Source organism: Janthinobacterium sp. TND4EL3, from assembly GCF_900156175.1.
GTDB lineage: Bacteria > Pseudomonadota > Gammaproteobacteria > Burkholderiales > Burkholderiaceae_D > Janthinobacterium.
In genome coordinates this window covers 29,816-54,156 of record NZ_FTMV01000013.1, presented here as the reverse complement: position 1 = coordinate 54,156, position 24,341 = coordinate 29,816, and the positions used below count along the sequence as shown (strand labels likewise).

Genomic DNA, 24,341 nt, shown 5'->3' with positions numbered 1-24,341 from the left:
ACCCCGGCATGCCGGGGTAGTCTCAAGCCTTAAGCGCGGGCGCTGCGTCCTGGCAGCGCCAGGCGCCGCCCGGCAACTGCCGGGGCCGGCAAGCCGCCCGCCGCTTTCAACGATTTTCCTTGCGCATCGCCCCGCAGGCGGAACACGGCCACCACGTCGACCAGCTCCACGGCGCGGTCTTGCAGCGACGACGCCGCCGCGGCCGCTTCTTCCACCAGGGCCGCATTTTGCTGGGTCACCTGGTCCATCTGCGAAATGGCCTGGTTGACCTGCTCGATGCCGGCGCTCTGTTCGTGGCTGGCGTTGGCGATCTCGCCCATGATATCCGTCACGCGCAGGATGCTGGCGACGATTTCTTCCATCGTCGCGCCCGCCTGGTCGACCAGCACGCTGCCTGTGTTGACTTTTTCCACCGAATCCTCGATCAAGCCCTTGATTTCCCGGGCCGCCGCCGCCGAGCGCTGCGCCAGGTTGCGCACCTCGGTGGCCACCACGGCAAAGCCACGGCCCTGCTCGCCCGCGCGCGCCGCCTCGACGGCCGCATTCAGCGCCAAAATGTTGGTTTGGAAGGCAATGCCGTCGATCACGCCGATAATGTCGGCGATCTTCTTCGCCGATTCGTTGATCGAGCCCATCGTGCCCACCACTTGCGCCACCACGGCGCCGCCCTTGCGGGCCACGTCCGAGGCGGACACGGCCAGGGCATTCGCCTGGCGCGCATTGTCCGTATTCTGGCGCACGGCCGAGGTCAGCTCTTCCAGGCTGGAGGCTGTTTCCTCCAGGGAAGACGCCTGCTGTTCCGTGCGCACGGAAAGGTCCGCGTTGCCGGCGGAAATCTGCGCGGCCGCCACGCTGACCGTATCGGCCGAGGCGCGCACGGTGGCGATCACGCCGACGATGCGTTCGAGGAATTTATTGAAGGCCGTGGCCGTGCGGCCCACTTCATCCATGCGCTCGACGGGCATGGCGGCGGACAGGTCCAGCGAGGCGCTGACCCGCTCCAGCGTGTGCTCGATATTGCCCAGGCCGCCGCTGATGGTGCGGTAGATATGCCAGGCCAGCGCGCCCGTCAACAGCACGGCCACGCCCAGCACGGCCAGCATGGTGTTGAACGCCGTGTCGTAGGCGGCCAGGCTCTCGGCCTTCACGTCGTCGACGAGCTTGTTGTTGTAGGCGATATGGTCATCCATGCTCTTCTTGGCGGCGGCGGCCGTGATGGCCAGCGGCGTGCCAGCGAGCAAGGTGGCGCGCACGCCATCCATGTCGCCCGCATAGGCGGCGGCAAAGAATGGCACGAGCGCGCGGCGGTAGGCTTCCATGGCGGCCTGGTCGGCGTCGAGCATCTTGCTGTCCGTCGCGTCGTACAGGCGCTCGGCGCGGTAGGTGGCGATGACCTTGTCGAAATTCGTGTTGGCGTCGGCCACGGCCTTGTCCAGCGCCGTCTTGTCGGCCAGGTTGGAGAAGACGGACAGGCGGTAACCGGCCAGGCGCGAATCGGCCAGGAAACCCTTGGCCGCATTCAAGCCCTGGATGCTGGGAATGATGCGGTTCTGCACGGTGTCGAAGCGTTCCTGGGCGCGCTGCAGCTGGATGGCGCCGCCGGCGCCCAGCAATAGCAGGGCCAGCAAGGCGATGGTGAGGGTCAGGATCAATTGCTTGGTGATATTCATGGTGTTTTACAGTAAAAAGGGGCCTGGCAAGGCCAGGTACAACGAAAAGCTGCCGACGGGTGGCCGGAATGGGGAGCGCGGGCGGAGCGCTTCAGGCCGCCAGCGCGGCGGCGTCAGGCGGGCGGCGCAGCAGGTCGCCATGTTCACGGCAGAACGCCAGGCCCGCCTTGTGGCCCACGTCGAACAGCAGTTGCATGTTCGAGCTGGACCAGTCCAGGGTGTCGGGCCAGTGCTGCTCGGGAATGCTACCCATCAAGTCGAGTTTCAGCAGGCGCCGCCTGGGCTGGCCCGTGCTTCTGTCCGTGTTGTGCTCGAGCTCGAACAGGCGCAGCTCGCTCTTGGAAATTTTCACCAGCGGCGTGATGATGGAGCGCACCCAGGCGTCGTACAGGTTGCGCGGCTTGCGCAGCAAGCGCTCGTCGCCAAGGATGTCGAGGATGACGAGGGTGTCGGCGTCATGGTGCTCGCCCTTGCCTTCGATAAACGGGTCGAAATTGAGCGTATCGAGGGCCGCGCCTTCGATGTAGTCGTCGCCCGCGATGGTCGTGGGCGCGTACAGGAAGGGAAACGACAGGGCCGCGCGCACATGGATGGGTTCGATCTCGTGCTTGCCCCAGATTTGCATGCGGTGCGCGCTGAGGTTGTAGGCATTGATGTAGAAATCGGGGCGCATGCGGGCCACGCCGGAAAAATCCACGGCTTTTTCCAGGAAGGGCAAGTGCGCGCACAGGCCCAGGCTTTTCGCCGACAGGTCCGATGGCGACAGCGATGACACCATCAGTTTGCCCCAGTCCGACCAGGCCGTGGGCACGCTCGCAAACGTTTGCTGGAAGGCCTGGAAAAAGGGATTGTTGGCCGGTGGCTGGAAGGCGTCGCGGAAAGTGCTCGCATGCATGCCAGGCTTCTGGAAGACCTTGTAGTTGATCGGGATCATCTTGTAGATGCTGTCGGCCACGCCCGTGTCGGCCCAGCTTTGCAGCGCCTGGCGCGGCGTGGCTTCGTGCGGCGTCGTGTAAAGCAAACCCATCAGCACACCGGCGCCCGAGGCCGAGATGACGTCGAATTCGATGCCTTCGTCGAGGAACGCGGCCAGCGCGCCCGCGATCAAGGTGGAATTTGGTGCACCGCCACCAAGCAGCAAGCCCGTCTTGCGGGCAGGTGTCGCGGCTGGCGCCGGATGTGGCGGCATCGTGCTTACTGTCTTCATGCACACTCCCTGAACGGAACCGGGCTCACGCCCTGATTATTGGTTACTACATGCCTGTTGCGCCTCATCTTGCACTTATCTCCACAACCATGAAATTGATGCAATGTTGCGGAAACAGATATTAAATTAACATAAATAAATTCCTTATGGCAATTTAATTAACGCATGATAGGTATTCAGAAAGGGTATAAGTTGACGGTGCGCGGCGTCGCGTGGTGCATCGCAGCAAATAAATATTCTGCAATGTTAGGAAAAATCTCTTTGGGGTAGGAATATTCCTCAACCGGCGGCCATGGCGGCTGCCAGGCCGTTCAGGTGGCGGGAGGGGGCGCGGAAAAATGCAGGTGGGTACACAGATGGTCAACAAAGACGCGGATTTTCGGTGACAAATGGCGGCTCGATGGCCATAGCACCCAGAACTTGCTCGCGTATTCCAGGTAATCGTCCAGCACGGCTTGCAGCTCTCCCCGCCCGATGGCGTCGCGCACGATAAAGTCCGGCAAATACGCCAGGCCCACGCCCTGCGTGGCGGCGCCGATCAGGGCTTCGATGTTGTTGCAGGTCAAGGCGGTCGGCAGGCGCAGCTCGCCGCCGCTGTCGCCCCCGGCGCGCCGCAGCGCCCACTCCTGCAGCTTGCCCGTGGTGGGGAATTTATAGCGCACGCAGGCGTGCCCTTCCAGCGCGCGCGGCGTGGCCGGCACGCCGTGGCGGGCGAAATACGCGGGAGAACCGACGATGGCAAAGGCGAACGGTCCCAGTTCGCGCGCCATCAGCCGCGAATCCGTCAAGGTGCCGCTGCGCACGGCTACGTCGATGCCTTCGGCCACCACGTCGACCAGACGGTCGTTGAAATCGAGATCGAGCTCGATCTCGGGGTACTGGCGCGTAAAGTCCGCCAGCAGGGGCAGGATGATGCGGTAGCCGATCACGGGCAGGCTCACCTTGAGCTTGCCGCGCGGCGCCTCGGCCAGGTGCGACAGTTCCGCCTCCGCGTCGCCCAGGTCGGCCAGGATGCGCTGGCAGCGCTCGTAGAACAGCGCACCCTCGTTGCTCAGGCTGATGCGCCGAGTGCTGCGGTTGAGCAGGCGCACGCCCAGCTTTTCTTCCAGCCGCGCCACGCTCTTGCCCACGGCCGAAGCCGACACGCCGAGCAGCCGCCCGGCCGCCACATAACTGGACGTTTCCGCCGCGCGCACGAAGGCGGCAATGCCGTTCAAATTATCCATACGACCTCAATTAGGGAATATTTATCCGTTATGAGTGGATTCTCAGCCACTTTTTCATGGATTGCGTCCATATTATCATCAGATTTCCTCATTCTGGAATCATTCTCATGGATACGAATCTACCCGCGCATGCCCCGGAGCAAGCGACTGCACGGCGTCTGCTGGTGCTGGCCGCCGTCTGCCTGGCCGCACTGTGCATGCCGCTCAGTTTTACGGGGCCGGCCATCGCCATTCCCGCCATTGCCGCCGAACTGCGCGGCACGCCGCTGGCGCTGGCGTGGATCACGAATGCCTTCATGCTCAGCTTTGGCGGCTGCCTGATGGCGGCCGGCGCGCTGGCCGACCGCTATGGCCGCAAGCGCCTGTTCATGGCCGGCATGAGCCTGTTCTTCCTCACTTCGCTGGCCCTGGCGGCCGCGCCCGGCATGCTTGCGCTGGACTTGCTGCGCGCCGTGCAGGGCCTGGCTTGCGCCATGGCCCTGTCGAGCGGACTGGCGGCGCTGGCGCAGGAATTCGACGGTCCGGGCCGCGCGCGCGCCTTCAGCCTGATCGGCACGGCTTTCGGCGTGGGCCTGGCCTTCGGCCCCTTCCTCGCGGGCCTGCTCATTGGCCGCACGGGATGGCGCGCCATCTTCATCGCCACGGCCGGGGCCGGACTGGCCGCCCTGCTGGCCGCCGCGCGCGCCATGCGCGAATCGCGCGACCCGCAGGCGCAAGGCGTGGACTGGCCCGGCGCCCTGACGTTTACGGGCGCACTCTCTTTGTTTACGTATGGCTTGCTGCAGGCGCCCGAAAGCGGCTGGGGCAGCGCCGCCAGCCTGGGACTGTGCGGCGGCGCGGCCCTGTTGCTGGCCGCATTCATCGGCGTGGAGCGGCGCGCCGCGCGGCCCATGCTGGACCTGACCCTGTTCCGCCTGCCTGCCTTTGCCGGCGTGCAATTGCTGGCCGCCGCGCCCGCGTTTTCCTTTGTCGTGCTGCTGGTGCTGCTGCCGGCCCGCTTCATCGGCATCGAGGGTTACAGCGCCTTTGACGCGGGACGCATGATGATCGCCCTGTCGGCGCCCATGCTGGTGCTGCCCGTGCTGGCCGGCATGGCGGCGCAGCGCATCGCCGCCGCCCACATCTGCGCCTGCGGCCTGCTGCTGGCGGCGGCAGGCCTGCTGTGGCTGTCGACGTGCATGCCGGGCCAGCCGCCCGCCAGCTTGCTGGGTCCGCTGCTGCTGATCGGCTGCGGCATCAGCCTGCCCTGGGGCTTGATGGATGGCCTGGCCATCAGCGTCGTGCCCGTCGAACGGGCCGGCATGGCGGCCGGCATCTTCAATACGACGAGGGTGGCGGGCGAAGGCCTGGCGCTGGCCATCGTCAGCGCAGTGCTGGGCACGTTTACTGTCGCGGCGCTGGACGGCGCCGGCGTCGGCGCGCAACAGGCGGCGCAGGCCGGCCCCTTCCTGGCGCTCGGAGAGCTGCGCCATGCGGCGACCCTGCTGCCGCAGGCGGGCGCGGCCGAACTGGCGCAAGCGTATGGCACGGCCTTCCGCCACTTGCTGTATGTGCTGGCCAGCATTACGACGGCCTCGGCCCTGCTGATCCTGTCCTTCTTGCGCCATCCGGCCCCTGCGGCAACGAAGAAAGCCGCCCTGCCCGCCTGCGACGCCCCCTCCTGATGCCTTCCTGCCGTACCCGGCGGCGCCCACGCGCCGCCCGCCTCCCTGATGTTTCTCCGCAACACATCAAAAGTCTAGGAAGAATTCAAAGAACAAAACTAGTTTACTGATCAAAGCGCTTTGAACTATACTCAAAGCGCTTTGAAAGAGAGTTAAAGCGCTTTGGCTGTGCAAAGTGATGCGCACCGATCCCACACCTATAAAAACACTGGAGACGCAATGAACCAACATTTCTTGAAAACTTTGCCTGCCGCCGTGGCGTTGGCCTTGAGCGCTTCGGCCGCCCAGGCCGCCCTGCCCATCGATTTCGGCGGCTACATCCGCTCGGGCTTCGGCACCAGCAGCGAAGGCGGCAAGGAAGCCTGCTTCGGCCTGGCCGGCGCTTCGTCCAAATATCGTCTGGGCAACGAGTGCGAAACCTACGGCGAGCTCAAATTCGGCGGCGAAGCGTTCAAGGCCGCCAACGGCACCACTTTCCGCATCAATACCCTGGTGGCGTTCTCCGTCAACCAGAACCAGGACTGGGAGCAGTCGGACCCGTCGTGGCGCGAAATGAACGTGGTGGCCGACAAGATCGGCACGGGCGCCTTCGCCGAAGCGCGCGCCTGGGTCGGCAAGCGCTATTACGACCGCCAGGACGTGCACATCACCGATTACTACTTCTGGAATAACAGCGGCCCCGGCGCCGGCCTGGAAAACATCGACCTGGGCGCCGCCAAGCTGGCCTACGCCATCGTGCGCACGGCCGACGACGGCGACAGCAAGCGCATGGGCCTGTCCCACGACCTGCGCTTCTCCGGCATCAAGGTCAACCCGGACGGCGAACTGACGCTGGGCCTGCAATTCAACCAGAAACGCAACGCGCAAGGCGCGGCCCCCATCGCCAGCGGCCACTTGCTGACCGTCATGCATACGCAAGGCAATCTGCTGGGCGGCTTCAACAAGGTCGCATTGCAGTACGGCAAAGGCAGCGCCGCCAACACGGGCGGCTTCAGCCTGGGCGCCGGCAAGGATGACAAGGTCGTGCGTCTGACGGAACAGATCATGATCCAGCCCAAAGGCGCCTGGTCGGGCATGGGCACCTTCGTCTATGAAGACAAGGAAACGGCAGGCGTGAGCAGCAAGTGGACGTCGATCGGCGCGCGCCCCGTCTACCACTTCACGGACAACTACAGCCTGGCCGTGGAACTCGGTCACGACATCGTCAAGCCGGAAGGCGGCGAGAGCCGCAACCTGACCAAGCTGACGTTTGCGCCGCAATTGTCGGCCGGCAACAGTTTCTGGTCGCGCCCCGTGTTGCGCGCCTTCTACACCTACGCCAAATGGAACAAGGCAGCCCAGTCGGCTGCCGCGGCGGAATCGGCCCTGTCGTCGACGGGCGTGTTCGGTGGCAAGACCAATGGCAGCTCGATGGGCTTCCAGGTGGAAAGCTGGTGGTAATCGCCGGCCTCTAGAACGTCGGCAGGCGTCCCCGGACGCTTGCCCGTGGCAGCAACACCGCCCGCTTCCACTGGGGCATGCATTATCCGGACCCACCATTTCGCCGCTGCACGCGATGGCCGGCAGCTTCAATGTAGTGATTCAGCAGTATCCTCTTTTAGCGCGGGCGCCCCTGGGTTTGCCCGCGTATTTTTTTGGGCACTGCCGCCGCAGGTCATACCCCTGATCATTCCGGCATTTATCAGATAAACTACCCCCAATCGCATTGCACTGCACCGCTCCCGCCCACCGGCAGGACGCAGGCAGGCAAGACCCACCCAGGATAGACCCGACTGCAGCATCCATGAACCTCAAAAATCTCGCCAAAACGCTAGGAATATCCGAAACCACCGTCAGCCGCGCCTTGAATGGCTATCCGGAAGTGAGCGAACGCACGCGCGAGCGGGTGCTGGCCGCCGCGCAGGCTGCCGGCTACCGGCCCAATCCCATGGCGCGCAGCCTGGCCGTGGGGCGCACGAATATCGTCGGCATCATCTACCCGCTGATGCCGAACGACCTGGCCGACCCCATGTTCATCGAGATCGTGGGCGGCATGTCCGAAGCGCTGGAAGCGCAGCAGATGGACATGATCATCGCGCCCGCCTCGGCCAGCAAGGAATTTTCCACCTATGAACGCCTGGTCAAGGGCCGCCGCATCGACGGCCTGATCGTCGGACGGACAAAACCGTTCGACGAGCGCATCGCCTACCTGGCGCAGCAAGGGATGCCCTTTGTCGCGCATGGCCGCACGCAGCTGAACCAGCCGCACGCGTGGTTCGACTACGACAACGAGGCGGGCATGCGCCTGGCCGTCGAGCGCCTGGCGCAGCTGGGCCACCAGCGTATCGGCCTGATCAGCGCCACGCCGGACCTGAACTTCGTGCGCCAGCGCGTCGAGAGTTTCCAGCACGCCATGCAGGCAGGCGGCCTGGCCGTCGATCCGGACAACCTGGTCGACAATGCGCACGACCGCCGCGCCGGCTACCAGGCCATGCAGCGCCTGCTGGCCCGCTCGCCCCGCCCTACGGCCGTCATCGTCGACAACCACATGTCGGGCGTGGGCGCCGTGCGCGCCCTGCTCGACGCGGGCATCGCCATCGGGCGCGAGATGTCGCTGATCGTCTGGGGCGTGATGGAAGACTCGCTGGCCGGCCACAACGTCACCACCGTCGTCCAGCCCGACCCGCGCGGCGCCGGCGCGAAGATGATCCAGATGCTGCTGGCCCTGATGGACGGCACGCCCGCCACCGAACTGCAGGAACTGTGGCCGTGCGAACTGCTGCCGGGCGAGTCGGCGGGGCCGGTATCGGCCACCTGATACCGCCGCGCCGCCCGCGCCCGGCGGCATCTGCCCTTGAATGGCGCACCGCGCCCGCGGCGGGCGCGGCATGGTGCCAATGTCAGGCGGGATGAACGAGATCGGCGCCCGCCTCAGCGGGACTGGCCAGGCGAGACAATCCGCATCTGCTGCGCGCTTGCCGCAGCCTGTCCCGCACATTGACTGAGATTGTCTTCGCTCCCCTCGCAAAAATAGACGGAAACTCCTTTTTTCAAGGCCAGGCCATGGCTGGGCGCCAGAAAATACACGCCGCCCTTGCGTTTTGTAATCTTGTCCATCGCCGTCGAAAAATCAGCTGGCGCAGGCTGCCCGGTCCTCGCTTCCAGCCATTCAAGCAATATCGCCTTGGTCTCCAAAGCTGGCAACTGGCGCGCAGGCTCAAATCCGGGATGAAACATCAGGGCCGAATCCGGCTGTTCGGAGGAAAATTCCCTTACCGCGCCGCCCATGAATGCGATTGCGCATGCCGAAGCGCAGATGCCTTCGGCAACTGTTGTTAGGTCTTTTTCGGCAAGTATCTTGCCGATCCTGAGTCCCCACGACAATGATCCGCCACCTGAATTCTTGAAGACCACCTTGGAAATTTCCTTAGTGGCAAGAATTGCAGATAACTTTTCATACTCCTCCCATCCGATGCGCCCGCTGACGGTGACGGCATGCCCTTCGGTGGCCACATCGGCCCTGGCCGCATGGACGCCAAGTGAGAAAAGCAGGAAAAATATCGCGCTGGAACGATAGCGCAATGCGTGGCGGTCAGGAATTTTCATCGGTGGAAAGCGCAACCCTCATGTCTTCACCTTGCGCAGGGCCAGAACAGGCGTCCTCGCCGCAAGACGATGGCGCCATTATGCAGTCATTTCGCCGGGACAGGCGCCGGCAAACTGCGGCGCCGGCGGGCGGCAAGACGCCCTGCGACAGCCCGCAAAAATTTCACGGCTTCGGTACACGGTATCGCTTTACTTTTCAAAGCGCTTTGAACTATACTCATTTCATACCCAAAGCGCTTTGAATTTTAAAATAAGACGTTCGCCTACCAACCAGCAGCGCCGCCCTGATAGCCACGGCTACAGGCAACTTTTAAGAAATCATTCATGCCGACCATCCAGAACAATCTCGCCCACCTGCCTGCCGACTGGTGGCGCAGCGCCGTCATCTACCAGGTCTATCCACGCAGCTTCCTCGACAGCAATGGCGACGGCATCGGCGACTTGCCCGGCATCACCTCGAAGCTCGATTACATCGCCGCCCTGGGCGCCGACATCGTGTGGATCTCGCCCTTCTTCACGTCACCGATGAAGGACTTCGGCTATGACGTGGCCGATTTCTGCGACGTCGATCCCATGTTTGGCTCCCTGGCCGACTTCGACCGCCTGGTGGCGCGCGCCCATGAACTGGGCCTGAAAGTGATGATCGACCAGGTGCTGTCACACTCGTCCGATGTCCACCCGTGGTTCGTGGAAAGCCGCTCCAGCCGCGACAATGCCAAGGCCGACTGGTATGTCTGGGCCGACCAGAAACCGGATGGCACGGCGCCGAACAACTGGCTGTCCGTGTTCGGCGGTTCCGCCTGGCAATGGGAGCCGCGCCGCGGCCAGTACTACCTGCACGACTTCCTCGCCAGCCAGCCCGACCTGAACTTCCATAATCCGGCCGTGCAGCAGGCGCAGCTGGACAACCTGCGTTTCTGGCTGGAACGCGGCGTCGACGGCTTCCGCTTCGATTCCTGCAATTTCCCCTACCACGACCAGTTGCTGCGCGACAATCCGCCCGCCGCCCAGCGCGACGCGAGCAGCGTGTCGGCCATCAACCCCTACGGCATGCAGGCGCACGTGTACGACAAGACGCAGCCGGAAAACATCGCTTATTTGCAGCGCGTGCGCGCCATCCTTGACGAATATCAAGCCATTTCCATCGGTGAAGTGGGCGACGACAATGCGCTGGCCACCATGGCTGCCTACACGGGTGCCGACAAGCTGCACATGGCTTACAGTTTCAATTTGCTGACGGCGGAGTTTTCCGCCGCGCACATCCGCACCCAGGTGGAAGAATTCGAAGCGCAAGTGGCCGATGGCTGGGCTTCCTGGTCCGTGGGCAACCACGACAGCGTGCGCGTCATGACGCGCTGGGGCGGCGAGAACCCGTCGCCTTCGCTGGCCAAGGTGGTGCTGGCCGTGCAGGCGGCGCTGAAAGGCACGCCCTGCCTGTACCAGGGCGACGAACTGGCCCTGACGGAAGCGGACATTCCTTTCGAGGCGCTGCAAGACCCGTACGGCATCCCGTTCTGGCCCCAGTTCAAGGGCCGCGACGGCTGCCGCACGCCGATGCCATGGGTATCTGATGCGCCGCATGGCGGCTTCAGTAATGCCAAACCCTGGCTGCCCGTGCCGCCCGAGCATCTGGCGCGCGCCGTCGATGTGGAAGAAAACGATGCCGGCTCGCCGCTGCGCTTTGCGCAAAACATCCTCGCCTGGCGCCGCACCCTGCCGCAATTGCTGCGCGGCGATATCGTCTTCTTCGATGCGCCGGAACCCGTGCTGGCCCTGCGCCGCGACTTGCCGGGACAGCCGTCCGTGCTGGCCGCCTTCAACCTGGGCACGCAAGCCGTCACGTTCAGCTGGCCTGACGCGGCACCAGCGGCCGACCTGGCCGGTCACGGCTTGCCAGGCAGTAAAGATGGCCAGCAGATCAGCCTGCCACCGCATGGCGGCTGGTTCGGCACCCACGCTTAAACAGTACCTTTGGCGGCCATGCCGCCAATTACAATAACGAGCCCCGCGCATCAGCGGGGCCAAATTGAGAGAACGAGGACGACATGGCTGGACTGAAGTTAACAGGCCTGAAGAAGGCATATGGCGACGTGCAAACCTTGCACGGCATCGACCTGGAAATCGCCGATGGCGAGTTCATGGTCTTCGTTGGCCCGTCGGGTTGCGGAAAATCCACCTTGCTGCGCAGCATCTGCGGCCTGGAAGAAATCAGCGGCGGCGACTTGTTCATCGGCAAGACGCGCATGAACGACGTGCCGCCCGCCAAACGGGGCATCGCCATGGTGTTCCAGAGCTATGCCCTGTACCCGCACATGAGCGTGGCGCAGAACATGGCCTTCGGCCTGAAACTGGCCGGCATGAACAAGGTGCAGATCGCCGACGCCGTGCAGCGCGCCGCGCAGATCCTCCGTATCGAACCTTTGCTCGAACGCAAACCAAAAGACTTGTCGGGCGGCCAGCGCCAGCGCGTGGCCATCGGCCGCGCCATCGTGCGCAAGCCCGACGTCTTCCTGTTCGACGAACCGCTGTCGAACCTGGACGCCTCGCTGCGCGTGCAGATGCGCATCGAACTGGCGAATCTGCACCGCGAATTGCGCTCGACCATGATCTATGTCACGCATGACCAGGTCGAAGCGATGACCCTGGCCGACCGCATCGTCGTGCTCAACGCGGGCCGCATCGAACAGGTGGGCGCGCCACTGGAGCTGTACCACCACCCCGCCAACCTGTTCGTGGCCGGCTTCCTCGGTTCGCCCCGCATGAATTTCCTCAAGGGCAAGATCCACAGTGTCGCCGACGGCGTGGCCGTGATCGCCACGGCGGCCGGCGGCATGCTGCAGGCCGCACTGGCGCAGCCATTGGCCAGCGGCACCCCCGTCACCGTCGGCGCGCGCCCCGAGCACGTGCGGGCGTGCGCGCCCGGCGCCACTGCCGCCATCACGGCCACCGTGCAGGCGGTGGAAAAACTGGGCGACATCAGCTATCTGTACGTTCAGGTACCCGGTGGCGACGAGCCGCTGGTGGTGCGCGCCGATGCGGAAACCGACTGGAGCATCGGACAATCGGTTTCCCTGCAGGTGGCGCCCGCCCGTGTCCACGTGTTCGACGAGCATGGCCAGACCCGTACCTGAAGCCTTCCCTTTTGCGGGCCAGGCGCTACAGGCGCCGCCTGGCCTGGTTGCATCGGTTCAGCCTTGAAACTTAATCAACATAAAAAAAGACAACTGGAGATTGACATGTCCTTCCCGCACCCGAAACGCAGCTTTATCAAAACCACCCTGATCGCCGCCGCCCTGGCCGGCATCGGCAACCTGGCCGCCGTCAGCTTGGCGAACGCGGCCGAAGCAGGTACCCTCTTGATCTGGATCAATGGCGACAAAGGCTACAAGGGCCTGGCCAAGGTCGGCGAGGAATTCACCAAGAAGACGGGCATCAAGGTCGTCGTCGAGCATCCTGAAGATGCGCCGAACAAATTCCAGCAGGCCGCCGCCGCCGGCAAGGGCCCGGACATCTGGATCTGGCCGCATGACCGCATCGGCGGCTGGATCGACGCCGGCTTGCTGCAACCATTGACGCCAAGCAAGGAAGCGCGCGCCGCCATCCTGCCGCTGGCCTGGAACGCCTTTACCGTGGGCGGCAAGACCTGGGGCTACCCGATGTCCATCGAAGCCGTCGCCCTCGTCTACAACAAGGACCTGGTGCCGAACCCGCCGAAAACCTTCGAAGAAATCGCCGCGCTGGACAAGAAGCTCTCGGCGCAAGGCAAGAAAGCCATCCTGTGGGATTACACGAACACCTATTTCACGTGGCCCCTGCTGGGCGCCGGTGGCGGCTTCCCGTTTGAAGTCAAGGCGGACGGCCGCTACGACGCGACGAAGACCGGCGTAAACAATGCCGGTGCCGTGGCCGGCGTGAACGCCGTCATGACCTTGATCAACAGCGGCGCCATGGCCAAGGGCGCCGGCTACGCGGAAATGGAAGCGGGCTTTAACCAGGGCAAGATCGCCATGATGATCAATGGCCCATGGTCGTGGGACAACGCGCGCAAGTCGAAGATCAACTTCGGCGTGGCAACGATTCCTACCGTGGCCGGCAAGACGGCCACCCCGTTCGTGGGCGTGCTCGGTGCGATGATTTCGAAAGCCAGCCCGAACAAGGACCTGGCGACGGAATTCCTGGAAAACCAGATGCTGCAGATCAATGGCTTGAAAACCATCAATGCCGACGTTCCGCTGGGCACGCCAGCAAACAAGGTGCTGTTTGCCGAGCTGAAATCGAACCCGAACATCCAGGCGACGATGGAAAGCGCGCAGGCGGGCCGCCCGATGCCGAACAACCCGGAAATGGGCCGTTTCTGGTCGTCGATGCAGTCGGCGCTGGAAAACATCACGCAAGGCCGCCAGAGCACCAAGGAAGGCCTGGACGCGGCGGCGAAGCGGATCACGACGGCAAACTAAGTCACTCAAGGGGCTAGCCCCTGCGGGGCCGGCATGCGCGCCAGTGGCGCGCATGCCCCCCGGGTCTTTCACCATCTTCACAGGTATCCCATCGTGCGCAAGTTTATCGGCCCTACGGTATTGACCATCAGCATGGCGCTGGGTCTGTATCTGCTCTTCATGTTGTACATTTCCGGCCAGACCATGCTGGCCGCCGTCTTCCTCGGCTTGCTGACCCTGACGACGTTTGTCTTCACGTCGCCGCGCGCCTATGCCTACCGCTACCTGTTTCCCGGCATTACGGCCGTCATCGTCTTCGTGCTGCTGCCGCTCGTGTACACGGTGTCGATCGGTTTTACCAATTTCAGTTCGCGCAACCTGCTCACCTACGAACGGGCCACGCAATATCTGCTCGACGAGACGCAGCGCGTGGAAAGCGCCGGCTATGCCATGACCGTGCACCCGGACAACAAGGAATACCGCTTGCGCCTGGAAAGCCCGGACACGGGCGAAGTGCTGCTGACGCCGCCGCTGGCCCTGAAGCGCGCCGTGCCGCTGGCAGTGGACGTGGCGCCGCCGGACCCCGTGCAGGCGCCCGTGCTGGCCCCCGCCCTGCCCATCAAGGACATCATCGCCCTGCAAAAGGACTTGAAGCTGCTCACCCTGGTCCTGCCGAACAGGATAGAGCTGCGCATGGTGGGCTTGCGCGAATTCGGCCCCGTCGCGCATGTCTACAAGCAACTTCCCGACAAGACGCTGAAAAAGATCGCCACCGGCGAACTGGTGACGCCGAACTTCAAGACGGGCTTTTATGAAATGCCGGATGGCACCAAGCTGGAACCGGGCTTCAAGGTCAACGTCGGTTTCGCCAATTTCGTGAAGATTTTCTCCGACGAAGCGTTCCGCGGCCCCTTCCTGCGTATTTTTGTGTGGACCATCGTCTTCGCCCTGATCAGCGTGGCCACCACGACTGGCCTGGGCATGGTGCTGGCCGTGCTGCTGAACTGGGATGCGCTGCGCTTCCGCGGCCTGTACCGCACCCTGCTGTTCCTGCCGTATGCCGTACCGGGCTTCATTTCCATCCTGGTCTTCAAGGGGCTGTTCAACAACAACTTCGGCGAAATCAACCTCGTGCTCGACGCCCTGTTCGGCATCAAGCCCGCCTGGTTCTCGGACACCACCCTGGCCAAGGCCATGATCCTGATCGTCAACACCTGGCTCGGCTACCCCTACATGATGGTCGTGTGCATGGGCCTGATCAAGGCGATTCCGTCGGACCTGTACGAAGCGTCGGCCCTGGCCGGCGCGGGACCGCTGACGAATTTCTTCAAGATAACGTTACCGTTGATCATCAAGCCGCTGACACCGCTGATGGTGGCCAGCCTGGGTTTCAATTTCAATAACTTCGTATTGATCAGCTTGCTGACGGGCGGGCGTCCCGATTTCCTCGACACGACCTTGCCGGCCGGCACCACTGACTTGCTCGTGTCCTACACCTACCGCATCGCGTTCGAGGATTCGGGCCAGAACTTCGGCCTGGCCGCCGCCATCTCGACCCTGATCTTCTTCCTCGTGGCCGCGATTTCGCTGGTCAACATGCGCCTGACGCGCATGAACAAAGCATAAAGGACAGACCATGGCTATCGTTGTCGACCGTTCCAACCGCTGGCGCATCCTGGCGGCCCACGTCGCCGTGATCGCGCTGATCGCGCTGGTGATGTTCCCCTTCCTGATGATCCTGTCGATTTCATTGCGTCCAGGCAATTTTGCCTCGGGCAGTCTGATCCCGCCCGAGATCAGCTTCGAGCACTGGCGACTGGCGCTGGGCATGTCCTACCAGGCCGCCAACGGCGCGCTCGTCGAGCCGGACTTCCCCGTGCTGCTGTGGCTGTGGAATTCCATCAAGGTGGCCACCATGAGCGCCACCGTCACCGTGCTGCTGTCGACCACCTGCGCGTATGCGTTTGCGCGCATGCAGTTCCGCTTCAAGTCGCAGACCCTGTCCGCCCTGATGCTGCTGCAGATGTTCCCCGCCGTGCTGGCCCTGGTGGCCATCTACGCCATCTTCGACCTGCTGGGCAGCTACGTGCCATGGCTGGGCATCGACCACCACGGCAGCCTGGTGCTGGCCTACACGGGCGGCATCGCCATGCACATCTGGACCATCAAGGGCTACTATCAAACCATTCCCATCGAGATCGAGGAAGCGGCCAAGGTCGACGGCGCCACGCAGTGGCAGGCGTTTGTCTACGTGCTGCTGCCGATGACGGTGCCCATCCTGATGGTGGTGTTTTTGTTGTCCTTCATCGGCGCCATCATCGAATACCCGATCGCTTCCGTGCTGCTGCATGAGCAGAACAACCTGACCCTGGCCGTCGGCTCGAAACTGTTCCTGTACGAGCAAAAATACCTGTGGGGCGACTTCGCCGCGGCGGCCATCCTGTCCGGCCTGCCCATCACGGCCGTGTTCCTGCTGGCGCAGAAGTGGATGATCTCCGGCCTGACGGCTGGCGGCGTGAAGGGCTGACCATGCGACGCTCCCTGACTGCGCTGGCCGCCCTCTTGCTCAGCGCTTCGGCGCAGGCAGGGAGCTTTGCCGAGAATCCCATCGTCTACTTTGCCGTCACCGACCGTTTCGCCAACGGCAATCCCGGCAACGACAATTCCTATGGCCGCAGCGCCGACCCGCAAGGCGGCGACGCGGGCAGCTTCCATGGCGGCGACATCGCCGGCATCACGCAGCAGCTCAAAGCCGGCTATTTCAGGGAACTGGGGGTCAACGCCCTGTGGATCACGGCGCCGTACGAACAGATCCACGGCTGGGTGGTGGGCGGCAAGCAGCAGTTCCGGCACTACGCCTACCACGGCTACTGGGCGCTCGACTACACCACCATGGACGCCAACATGGGCACGCGCGAGGAACTGCGCGAAATGATCAACACGGCCCACGCGCAAGGCATCCGCGTGCTGTTCGACGTGGTACTGAACCACCCGGGCTACGCGGACTTGCGCACCCTGGCCGAATACAAGGTGCCCGTGCTGTGGCCCGGCCACGAAAAAGCCACCCTGCGCGACTATCACAGCTTCATCGACTATAACAACTTTGATTTCGCGCAATGGTGGGGCCCGGACTGGGTGCGGGCGGGCTTGCCCGGCTATCCCGACGGCGGCAAGGACGACTACACCATGCAGCTGGCGTATCTGCCCGACTTCCGCACGGAAAGCGCCAAGGCCGTGGGCTTGCCGCCGATTTTGCAGCGCAAGACGGACACGCGCGCCGTCGCCCTGCCCGACACCACCGTGCGCGGCTACCTGGTAAGTTGGCTGGCCGACTGGGTGCGCGAGTTCGGCGTCGACGGTTTCAGGGCCGACACCGTCAAGCACGTGGAACCGGGCAGCTGGCTGGCCTTGCGCGCGGCCGCCCGCGACGCCCTGAAGGACTGGAAGGCGCGCCACCCGCAGCAAAAAATCGACGACGCCCGGTTCTGGATGACGGGCGAAGCGTGGGGCCATGGCCCCGAGCGCAGCAGCTGGCATGACGCGGGCTTCGACTCGATGATCAATTTCGACTTTCAAGGCCGCGCGGGCGGCGACTGGACCAGCATCGATGGCGTCTACCGCCAGTACGCGGGCTTGCTGGGCAAGGGCCCAGGTCCCCGCTACGACATCCTGTCATATATCTCCTCGCACGACACCAGCCTGTTCCCGCGCGATCAATTGAAGCATGGCTTGAGCGCCCTGATGCTGGCGCCGGGCGGCGTGCAGCTGTTCTACGGTGACGAAAGCGCGCGCCAGCCCGGCGCGGCGCCCGCCGGCGACGAGCAGCAGGCGACGCGGTCCAGCATGAACTGGAACGCGCTCGATGCGGCCACCCTCGCGCATGCGCGCAAGCTGGGCCAGTTCCGCCTGCGCCACCCGGCCCTGGCGCGCGGCGAGCATCGCTTGATCCAGGACAAACCGTATGCCTTCGCCCGCGTGACGCAGGATGACGCCGTCATTGCCGTGCCCGAGGCGCAGGGAGCGCTCGAACTGAAGGTGCGCGGCGTCTTCGCCGATGGCGCCCTGCTGCGCGACGCCTACACGAATCAAACATATTCAGTCAACGATGGCGCCGTCGCGGTGAACGCGGCCGGCACCGTCCTGTTGGAAAAGGCAGCACCATGAGTACCTATGACATCCTGGTGGTCGGCGGCGCCGGCATCGACACCATCGTGCGCGTCCCCGACCTGCAACTGCCCGTGGCCGATTCCGTCCACGTGCCGCCGATCCGCGACTACGTGGCCCACACGGGCAATGGCGTGGCGCTCGCTTGCCACGCGCTGGGCTTGCGCTGCAAGTTCATCGATTTCATCGGCGACGATGCACAGGGCGCGGCCATCCTGCAGCGCTATAAAGAGACCAAGCTCGATTTTTCGCATCTCGTCGAAGCCTCGGGCACGCGGCGCAGCGTCAACCTGGTCGACCCGCAAGGGCGCAGGATGTCGCTGTACGACGGCCGCCACCCGGAAGACGTGCGCATGCCGGCCGCCTTCTATCTGCCCTACCTGGGGCCGGCGCGCCACGCGCACTTTTCCATCATGGGCTGGGTGGCCGCGCTGTTTGACGACGCGCAAGCGTGCGGCACGACGGTGTCGACCGATCTGCACGACTGGGACGGCGTCAACCCGCACCACAAGGTGTTCGCGCTGCGCGCCGACCTGGTGTTTCTCAGCACGGCCGCGCTGGGCCAGCGCACGGACTCCGTCATGCGCGCGATTGTCGCGGAAGGCCGCGCGCAGGCCGTCATCGCCATGGCCGGCGCGCACGGCGCCTACCTGCTGGAACGGGGCAGCGAGCAGGTGCGCCACTTCCCATGCGCGCAACTGGACCTGCCCGTGGTGGACAGCAACGGCGCGGGCGACTCGTTCGTGGCCGCCTTCCTGCACGCCTGGCTGGCAGGATTGCCGCTCGACGCCGCCATGCGCCGCGGCGCCATCGCCGGCGCGTTTGCCTGCGCCCAGCAGGGCACGCATGAACGGTTTATCGGCCAGGCGGAGCTGCATGACTTATATCAAGACAGCACTAGCTTATGACTTAATATTCTATCAAGCGTAGCATCGAGCTAACGGGCGCATGGCACAATGGCTGCGAATTTCAAACGCTTCACCCTCGCAGACCATTCGAACCGGAGACCACATGAGAATCGAAACCCTGGCCGTGCACGCCGGCTACACCCCCGACCCGACCACCAAGGCGGCCGCCGTCCCCATCTACCAGACGGTGGCCTACGCCTTCGACAATGCCCAGCATGGCGCCGACCTGTTCGACCTCAAGGTCGCCGGGAACATCTACACGCGCATCATGAACCCCACGCAGGACGTGCTGGAAAAGCGGGTCGCGGCGCTCGAAGGCGGCGTGGCCGCGCTGGCCGTGGCCTCGGGCATGGCGGCGATTACCTACGCGATCCAGACGATTGCCGAAGCGGGCGACAATTTCATCTCCGCCAGCCAGCTGTATGGCGGCACCTACAACCTGTTTGCCCACACCCTGCCGCAGATCGGCATCGAAGTGCGCTTCGCCGATGCGCGCCAGCCCGAGACCTTCGCCGCCCTGATCGACTCCCGCACCAAGGCCATCTTCTGCGAATCGATCGGCAACCCGCTGGGCAATGTGACGGACGTGGCAAAACTGGCCGAAATCGCGCACGCGCACGGCATCCCGCTGATCGTCGATAACACGGTACCGAGCCCCTACCTGTTCCGCCCCATCGAGCACGGCGCCGACATCGTCGTCCATTCGCTGACCAAATACCTGGGCGGCCACGGCACCACCGTGGGCGGCGCCATCGTCGACAGCGGCAAGTTCCCCTGGTTTGATCACAAGGAGCGCTTCAAGCGCCTGAACGAACCGGACGTGTCCTACCACGGCGTCGTCTACACGGAAGCGTTCGGCCCTGCAGCCTTCATCGGCCGCGCGCGCGTCGTCCCGCTGCGCAACATGGGCGCGGCCATTTCACCGCTCTCCGCCTTCCAGCTGATCCAGGGCATCGAAACCCTGGCCCTGCGCATGGACCGCATCTGCGACAACACCCTGGCCCTGGCCAAGCACCTGAAGCAGCATCCGAAAGTCGCGTGGGTCAATTACGCGGGCCTGGAAGACCACCCGGACCACGCGCTGGTGAAAAAATACATGCACGGCCGCGCCTCGGGCATCTTGTCCTTCGGCCTGAAACTGGCGGCAGGCGAAGACCCGCGCGCGGCCGGCGCCCGCGTGCTCGACGCCCTGCAGCTGTTCACGCGCCTGGTCAACATCGGCGACGCCAAGTCGCTGGCCACGCACCCGGCGTCCACCACGCACCGCCAGCTCAACCCAGAGGAACTGGCCAAGGCGGGCGTGTCCGAAGACATGCTGCGCCTGTCCGTCGGCATCGAACATATCGACGACTTGCGCGAAGACCTGGAGCAGGCGCTGAACGCGGCGTAAGGCTTTTTTCGCGCCGTTCCCAGGGGAGTTCATGCCATAATCGGCGGCATGAACTCCCTTCCCCCTTCGCCGGAGCAGCCGGTGTCTGGCCAGTTCCGCGGCCTGTTCCGCGCCGAATATGCGCGGCGCATGAACGCCGTGCTCGACCACATCGACCGCCACCTCGACACGCCGCTGGACCTGGCGCAGCTGGCCGATGTTGCGCATTTTTCACGTTTCCACTTTCACCGCGTGTTCGCCGCCTGGATGGGTGAAACCTTGGGCGACTATGCGCGCCGCCGGCGCCTGGAAACGGCCGCCTTGCGGCTGGCCGTCCGCCCCGGCGAAGCGATACTCGACATTGCGCTGGCGACGGGCTTCGGCTCCGGCGAAGCGTTTGCGCGCGCCTTCAAGCTCAAGTTCGGCTGCACGCCGACGGCCTGGCGCGCCGGCGTCGCCGCAAAGAACGCCGCCATGCTCGCGGCCATGCGCCTGCGCCGGCAAGAGAGCAATCCGGATCAGGCCATGCGCAACGCCAATCAGGAAAACGGGCCGAACTTCCCGCAATATGGGCACTCCAATCCACTTGATAGAGAGAGTCCCATGCAAGTCACCATCCTCGACCTGCCGCCCGCCACCGTCGCGTGCCAGCGCCACATCGGCCCCTACGGCCCCGCCATCAGCGCCTTCTGGCGCGACACCGTCGCGCCATGGATGCAGTCGCACGGCCTGGGCGACGCCACCTGCTACGGCATCGGCCACGACGATCCCAGTATCACGCCGCCGGACAAATGCCGCTACGACGCCTGCGTCGCCGTGCCCGATTCGTTCCAGTCAGCGGGACGGGCCAGCCTCACCACCCTGCCGGGCGGGCGCTATGCGGTGGCGCAATTCAAGGGGCCATCCAGCGCCATCGCCGACGCGTGGACGCGCATGACGCGCGAATGGCTGCCGTCCAGCGGCCTGCAATGGGACGAACGCCCCTGCTTCGAGCGCTTTTCCGCCGCCACGGCGATGGACCCGGCCACCGGCGAATTCTCCTGCGAAATCTGCATCCCCGTGCGGCCGCTGTAGCAGCAGGCGCTATCCCGGCCCGCTGCAGCGGCGCGGCTCAGTGCCGCTGCAGCAGCCCGGCCAGCGCCGCTATCCTTTGCCGCACGCTGCCGCCGAGGATAGCAAGGGCGATCCCCCGCCGCGCCAGCTCCGCCTGGTACCAGGCGTGCTGGCGCGCGCGGAAATCCTCGTCGCGGCGCGTGCCATCCTGGATGAAGGGGAAATCGGGCGCGCACAGCACGACCAGATCATAGCGGTGTTCGGCCAGCCGGGCCAGTTCCGGCTCGGCCTTGCCGAACATCTCGACGCAGTAAAAGTACGTGGTCAGCGGCGACGTGTCGCAAAACAGCCAGCGCCGCGCTGTCATGGCCGCCTGCGCCTCGCGTTTGAGCTGTTCGCGGCCTATCCTGAGCAGATCGTCGTAATGCAGGACACCATCCTGGCGTTCCCACAGCTCGCGGCCATATTCGGCCACCCAGGCGGTATCGAAATGCGCCGCCAGCGCTCGCGTCAAAGTCGTCTTGCCGCTCGATTCGCCCCCGAGCACGCACACGCGCGTCACAAAATCGGCGCGCACGACGGGCGACAAAAAGGCGCCGTGCGCATGGGGGTCTTGCCGCACGAGCGTGCCGGACACGGGCACCAGCATTCTCGCCTGGTCCACGCTCACATGCGCCACCGGCCCGCTTGCGTAATGCCGTTCCAGCACGCTCGCAAAGCCGGGGCCGTAGTCTTCGCTGGTAAACACGGCATCGACGGGCAAGTCCAGCACCTTCCAGCACAGCCAGCCCATGAAGTGGCGGTGCAGTTCGCCGTCGTCATCGTTCTGCGGCAATGTCCGCGCCGGCACGCCGCGCGCCGCGCACAGGGCGGTCAGGCGCGCATCGTCGAGCACGACGACATGCGCCTGCGGAAACCGCGCGCGCAGCCAGGTTTCCCGGCGTGCCGGTTCCAGGCCCGGAAATTCCGGCTTCGTATAGCTGACCAGCAGCAGTTCCTCGCAAGCCTCTTGCGCGCGCTTGATCAACAGTTCATGGCCCAGGTGCAGCGGGCAAAATTTACCCACCACGAGGCCCCGTTTATAGCTGCTCATACTGCCGCTTCCCGTAAATCCGAGGTGTATTGAATGATCTTGTCTTCCGCCAGCAGGGTCTCGACCGCGATGGCGCCGAAAAACGGCGCCAGCAAGGTGCGCGCCTGGCCGGCCAGCGGCATGGCGCCCGGCGCCAGGCGCAGCGCGACACTGCCATCGCCATGCTGGTGCACGCCGAACAGGGCGATGGCCAGCGGCTTCAGGGCGTGCGTGATATCGATATTATTGATCCACTCGCCCTTGACCGTCCTGTAGCGCAGGGGGCTGCGGCCGGCCAGCCCCACCAGCACGGGGCCGTCTGGGCCATGCGCCAGCGCGGCGTAGTCGCCCGTGCGGTAGCGCACGAGGGGCAGGCAAAAATTGAAACCGCCCGTCACCGTGATCTCGCCGCGCACGCCATCGGGCATGGGCCGGCCGTCCGCGTCGAGGATTTCCACGTACAGCCGGTGCTGCAGCAGCACGTGGCCGCCCGCCCGCTCGTCGTAGACGGCGACCGGCCCCACTTCATTGAGCGAATAGATGTCGAGCACGGGGCAGCCGAAACGCTGTTCCAGGCGCGCGCGCATGCCCGGCAACAGCATCATCGAGACGGACAGCAGCGCAACCGGCTTGTGCGTCATGGGCAGGGTCAGCAGTTCCGCGAACGAGATCGGGTCGCCCGCGATCAGTTCGGGCGCCATGGCGTCCAGGTAGCGCGCGCGGTCTTCAGGCTGTCGCCAGTCGTCCGGGTGCAGGTTGATCTTCGCCAAACCCGATTCGTGCATGGTGGGCGTGACGGAGACATAGGTGAAGCAGCGGCGCTGGTGCCCCAGCAGCATCACGCCCACCTGGCCCGCGCCATGGCGCAGGGTGATGCCGAAGCGGCGCAGCGCGCGCTTGTGGAAGGCCAGGTAGCGCCCCGCCACCAGCGGGTGCGAGGCGATCAGCAAGGGGTGGCCCGTGGTGCCCGTCGTCTGGAAATTGATCATGCGAGACAGGTCCGCATCGTCGGGCACGAAGGCGGCGATATCGTGCGCCAGTTCGGCGCGGCTGACGGGCGCCACGTCCGCAAGGCGCGCGGGGGGCGAGCCGCAGGCACGGTAATACGGCACCGTGGCGTAGGTCGTCCTGAGAAAATCCGCCAGCCAGGACGGCGGCGCGGCGGCGCTCCAGCCTATGGTCGCCTCCATGACTTCCTGTTCATACGCGCGCAAGGCCGCCACTTCCGCGGCCAGCAGCTTGTTGCCGCTGCGGTTGCGGTAACGGGGGGCTGCGGGATGGCTGCGCAGCTTTTCCAGCATGCGCCCGCCCGCCGGCGTCAGGGTGGGACAGTAGTCGAGGTCCGATTCCCAGGCGCCGCCCGGCAGGTTGACGTCAGGTTTGCCAGCGAGCGTCATTCGCGCGACCACTTGTCGGCCGATTCCTCGGCCGCCTTTTTCGCCAGCGCCTCGCGGATTTCCCGCGCGCGCTGCTCGGCCAGGCGGCTCGCTTCGAGCAGGCGCCGGCGCTCCGTGCCGCTGATGGCCGACAACCTGTCCGTGGCCTGCGCCAGGCTTTCATCCGCGGGGCGGAAACCCAGCCGCGCCAGCACGATGCGCGCCAGCTCCTCGCGCCGCTCCGGGTCTTGCGTAAACTGGTGCGCGGGCGTGGCGGCGGCCAGTTCGCGCGCCGCCTCGCCCAGGATCTGCAGCAGATCATGCTGCGGCAACTGCCGGGCGATGAACCATTCATCGGCCAGCAGCCAGCACGCGATCATGGCCAGCGCCAGGCGGTTGCGGTCCGCCTTCACCTGGGCGCCGACAAACCCCTGCAGCGACGCGGCCGGCGCGCGCGCGCCATGCAGCAGCACAATGTCGTTGACCAGCGCGGCAACCGCCACGGCCTGCGCATTGGCGACGCCGGCGATGCGCGGCTCGCCGAGGAATTCGGCGGGCGTATCGGCCAGGCGGTGGGTCAGGATTTCGAGGTGGGGTCCGGGATTCTGCAT

At 64.8% G+C, this 24,341-nt stretch carries 19 protein-coding genes; 12 read left to right on the top strand and 7 right to left on the bottom strand.

Annotated elements, in window-relative coordinates:
- Nucleotides 1–29 precede the first annotated feature (29 nt).
- The 3 genes from BXA07_RS19460 to BXA07_RS19450 form a co-directional block, all read right to left on the bottom strand.
- Nucleotides 30–1,670 (bottom strand): methyl-accepting chemotaxis protein, encoded by a 1,641-nt coding sequence (locus BXA07_RS19460; protein ID WP_076570051.1) that lies wholly within the window; start codon nt 1,668–1,670, stop codon nt 30–32.
- A 91-nt stretch (nt 1,671–1,761) separates the two neighbouring features.
- Complete coding sequence (locus BXA07_RS19455) at nt 1,762–2,859, bottom strand: patatin-like phospholipase family protein (RefSeq protein WP_076570050.1); 1,098 nt, start codon at nt 2,857–2,859, stop codon at nt 1,762–1,764.
- Between the two features lie 329 nt (nt 2,860–3,188).
- Entirely contained in the window at nt 3,189–4,103 is a 915-nt protein-coding gene (locus BXA07_RS19450; RefSeq protein WP_076570048.1) for a LysR family transcriptional regulator, read from the bottom strand.
- Nucleotides 4,104–4,210: 107 nt separating this feature from the next.
- Here BXA07_RS19450 and BXA07_RS19445 point away from each other — a divergent pair, with 107 nt between their 5' ends.
- From BXA07_RS19445 to BXA07_RS19435, 3 genes are all read left to right on the top strand, one after another.
- Nucleotides 4,211–5,767, top strand: coding sequence for an MFS transporter (locus tag BXA07_RS19445; protein WP_076570046.1), 1,557 nt, complete (start codon nt 4,211–4,213; stop codon nt 5,765–5,767).
- 219 nt (nt 5,768–5,986) lie between these two features.
- Nucleotides 5,987–7,207, top strand: a complete 1,221-nt coding sequence (locus BXA07_RS19440; protein ID WP_076570044.1) for a maltoporin — start codon at nt 5,987–5,989, stop codon at nt 7,205–7,207.
- A gap of 343 nt (nt 7,208–7,550) precedes the next feature.
- Complete coding sequence (locus BXA07_RS19435) at nt 7,551–8,564, top strand: substrate-binding domain-containing protein (protein ID WP_076570043.1); 1,014 nt, start codon at nt 7,551–7,553, stop codon at nt 8,562–8,564.
- Between the two features lie 113 nt (nt 8,565–8,677).
- Here BXA07_RS19435 and BXA07_RS19430 read toward each other — a convergent pair whose 3' ends face one another.
- Nucleotides 8,678–9,352, bottom strand: a complete 675-nt coding sequence (locus BXA07_RS19430) for a hypothetical protein (RefSeq protein ID WP_139335658.1) — start codon at nt 9,350–9,352, stop codon at nt 8,678–8,680.
- A 324-nt stretch (nt 9,353–9,676) separates the two neighbouring features.
- On the opposite strand from BXA07_RS19430, the gene BXA07_RS19425 reads away from it, so the two are divergent.
- The 9 genes from BXA07_RS19425 (at nt 9,677) to BXA07_RS19385 (ending at nt 21,303) form a co-directional block, all read left to right on the top strand.
- The gene (locus BXA07_RS19425; protein WP_076570040.1) at nt 9,677–11,314 is read left to right on the top strand and encodes an alpha-amylase family glycosyl hydrolase; all 1,638 of its coding nucleotides are present in this window, start codon (nt 9,677–9,679) and stop codon (nt 11,312–11,314) included.
- Between the two features lie 83 nt (nt 11,315–11,397).
- Nucleotides 11,398–12,483, top strand: a complete 1,086-nt coding sequence (gene ugpC / locus BXA07_RS19420; protein ID WP_076570038.1) for an ABC transporter ATP-binding protein — start codon at nt 11,398–11,400, stop codon at nt 12,481–12,483.
- Nucleotides 12,484–12,588: 105 nt separating this feature from the next.
- Nucleotides 12,589–13,809 carry a maltose/maltodextrin ABC transporter substrate-binding protein MalE gene (gene malE / locus BXA07_RS19415; RefSeq protein WP_076570036.1) on the top strand — a complete coding sequence of 407 codons (1,221 nt, stop codon included), beginning with the start codon at nt 12,589–12,591 and terminating at the stop codon, nt 13,807–13,809.
- Nucleotides 13,810–13,902: 93 nt separating this feature from the next.
- A complete protein-coding gene (gene malF, locus BXA07_RS19410) occupies nt 13,903–15,414 on the top strand; it encodes a maltose ABC transporter permease MalF (RefSeq protein WP_076570035.1) in 1,512 nt (503 codons plus the stop codon).
- A gap of 10 nt (nt 15,415–15,424) precedes the next feature.
- On the top strand, nt 15,425–16,315 hold the full coding sequence (malG, locus tag BXA07_RS19405; RefSeq protein ID WP_076570033.1) for a maltose ABC transporter permease MalG: 891 nt from the start codon (nt 15,425–15,427) through the stop codon (nt 16,313–16,315).
- A gap of 2 nt (nt 16,316–16,317) precedes the next feature.
- Nucleotides 16,318–17,952 carry an alpha-amylase family glycosyl hydrolase gene (locus tag BXA07_RS19400; RefSeq protein ID WP_076570032.1) on the top strand — a complete coding sequence of 545 codons (1,635 nt, stop codon included), beginning with the start codon at nt 16,318–16,320 and terminating at the stop codon, nt 17,950–17,952.
- Nucleotides 17,949–18,860, top strand: a complete 912-nt coding sequence (locus BXA07_RS19395; protein ID WP_076570030.1) for a carbohydrate kinase family protein — start codon at nt 17,949–17,951, stop codon at nt 18,858–18,860. The genes BXA07_RS19400 and BXA07_RS19395 overlap by 4 nt, the downstream gene beginning before the upstream one ends.
- Before the next feature lie 103 nt (nt 18,861–18,963).
- Nucleotides 18,964–20,250 (top strand): O-acetylhomoserine aminocarboxypropyltransferase/cysteine synthase family protein, encoded by a 1,287-nt coding sequence (locus BXA07_RS19390; RefSeq protein ID WP_076570028.1) that lies wholly within the window; start codon nt 18,964–18,966, stop codon nt 20,248–20,250.
- 48 nt (nt 20,251–20,298) lie between these two features.
- Nucleotides 20,299–21,303 (top strand): AraC family transcriptional regulator, encoded by a 1,005-nt coding sequence (locus tag BXA07_RS19385; RefSeq protein ID WP_212592340.1) that lies wholly within the window; start codon nt 20,299–20,301, stop codon nt 21,301–21,303.
- Between the two features lie 37 nt (nt 21,304–21,340).
- Here the strand turns inward: BXA07_RS19385 and BXA07_RS19380 are convergent, their stop codons facing one another.
- The 3 genes from BXA07_RS19380 to BXA07_RS19370 are packed head-to-tail and all read right to left on the bottom strand — an operon-like array spanning nt 21,341 to nt 24,341.
- A complete protein-coding gene (locus BXA07_RS19380) occupies nt 21,341–22,375 on the bottom strand; it encodes an AAA family ATPase (RefSeq protein ID WP_076570026.1) in 1,035 nt (344 codons plus the stop codon).
- Nucleotides 22,372–23,751 (bottom strand): AMP-binding protein, encoded by a 1,380-nt coding sequence (locus BXA07_RS19375; protein WP_076570025.1) that lies wholly within the window; start codon nt 23,749–23,751, stop codon nt 22,372–22,374. Before BXA07_RS19375 ends, BXA07_RS19380 begins: the two co-directional genes overlap by 4 nt.
- The gene (locus BXA07_RS19370) at nt 23,748–24,341 is read right to left on the bottom strand and encodes a hypothetical protein (protein WP_076570023.1); all 594 of its coding nucleotides are present in this window, start codon (nt 24,339–24,341) and stop codon (nt 23,748–23,750) included. Before BXA07_RS19370 ends, BXA07_RS19375 begins: the two co-directional genes overlap by 4 nt.

Excerpts from the sequence above, each read along its gene's own strand:
- BXA07_RS19375 (WP_076570025.1), bottom strand. The coding sequence starts at position 23,751 with ATGACGCTCGCTGGCAAACCTGACGTCAACCTGCCGGGCGGCGCCTGG.
- BXA07_RS19425 (WP_076570040.1), top strand. The coding sequence starts at position 9,677 with ATGCCGACCATCCAGAACAATCTCGCCCACCTGCCTGCCGACTGGTGG.
- BXA07_RS19435 (WP_076570043.1), top strand. The coding sequence starts at position 7,551 with ATGAACCTCAAAAATCTCGCCAAAACGCTAGGAATATCCGAAACCACC.
- BXA07_RS19450 (WP_076570048.1), bottom strand. The coding sequence starts at position 4,103 with ATGGATAATTTGAACGGCATTGCCGCCTTCGTGCGCGCGGCGGAAACG.
- ugpC (WP_076570038.1), top strand. The coding sequence starts at position 11,398 with ATGGCTGGACTGAAGTTAACAGGCCTGAAGAAGGCATATGGCGACGTG.
- BXA07_RS19445 (WP_076570046.1), top strand. The coding sequence starts at position 4,211 with ATGGATACGAATCTACCCGCGCATGCCCCGGAGCAAGCGACTGCACGG.
- malE (WP_076570036.1), top strand. The coding sequence starts at position 12,589 with ATGTCCTTCCCGCACCCGAAACGCAGCTTTATCAAAACCACCCTGATC.
- BXA07_RS19395 (WP_076570030.1), top strand. The coding sequence starts at position 17,949 with ATGAGTACCTATGACATCCTGGTGGTCGGCGGCGCCGGCATCGACACC.
- malG (WP_076570033.1), top strand. The coding sequence starts at position 15,425 with ATGGCTATCGTTGTCGACCGTTCCAACCGCTGGCGCATCCTGGCGGCC.
- BXA07_RS19440 (WP_076570044.1), top strand. The coding sequence starts at position 5,987 with ATGAACCAACATTTCTTGAAAACTTTGCCTGCCGCCGTGGCGTTGGCC.
- BXA07_RS19380 (WP_076570026.1), bottom strand. The coding sequence starts at position 22,375 with ATGAGCAGCTATAAACGGGGCCTCGTGGTGGGTAAATTTTGCCCGCTG.
- BXA07_RS19390 (WP_076570028.1), top strand. The coding sequence starts at position 18,964 with ATGAGAATCGAAACCCTGGCCGTGCACGCCGGCTACACCCCCGACCCG.
- BXA07_RS19460 (WP_076570051.1), bottom strand. The coding sequence starts at position 1,670 with ATGAATATCACCAAGCAATTGATCCTGACCCTCACCATCGCCTTGCTG.
- BXA07_RS19400 (WP_076570032.1), top strand. The coding sequence starts at position 16,318 with ATGCGACGCTCCCTGACTGCGCTGGCCGCCCTCTTGCTCAGCGCTTCG.
- BXA07_RS19385 (WP_212592340.1), top strand. The coding sequence starts at position 20,299 with ATGAACTCCCTTCCCCCTTCGCCGGAGCAGCCGGTGTCTGGCCAGTTC.
- BXA07_RS19455 (WP_076570050.1), bottom strand. The coding sequence starts at position 2,859 with ATGCCGCCACATCCGGCGCCAGCCGCGACACCTGCCCGCAAGACGGGC.
- BXA07_RS19430 (WP_139335658.1), bottom strand. The coding sequence starts at position 9,352 with ATGAAAATTCCTGACCGCCACGCATTGCGCTATCGTTCCAGCGCGATA.
- BXA07_RS19370 (WP_076570023.1), bottom strand. The coding sequence starts at position 24,341 with ATGCAGAATCCCGGACCCCACCTCGAAATCCTGACCCACCGCCTGGCC.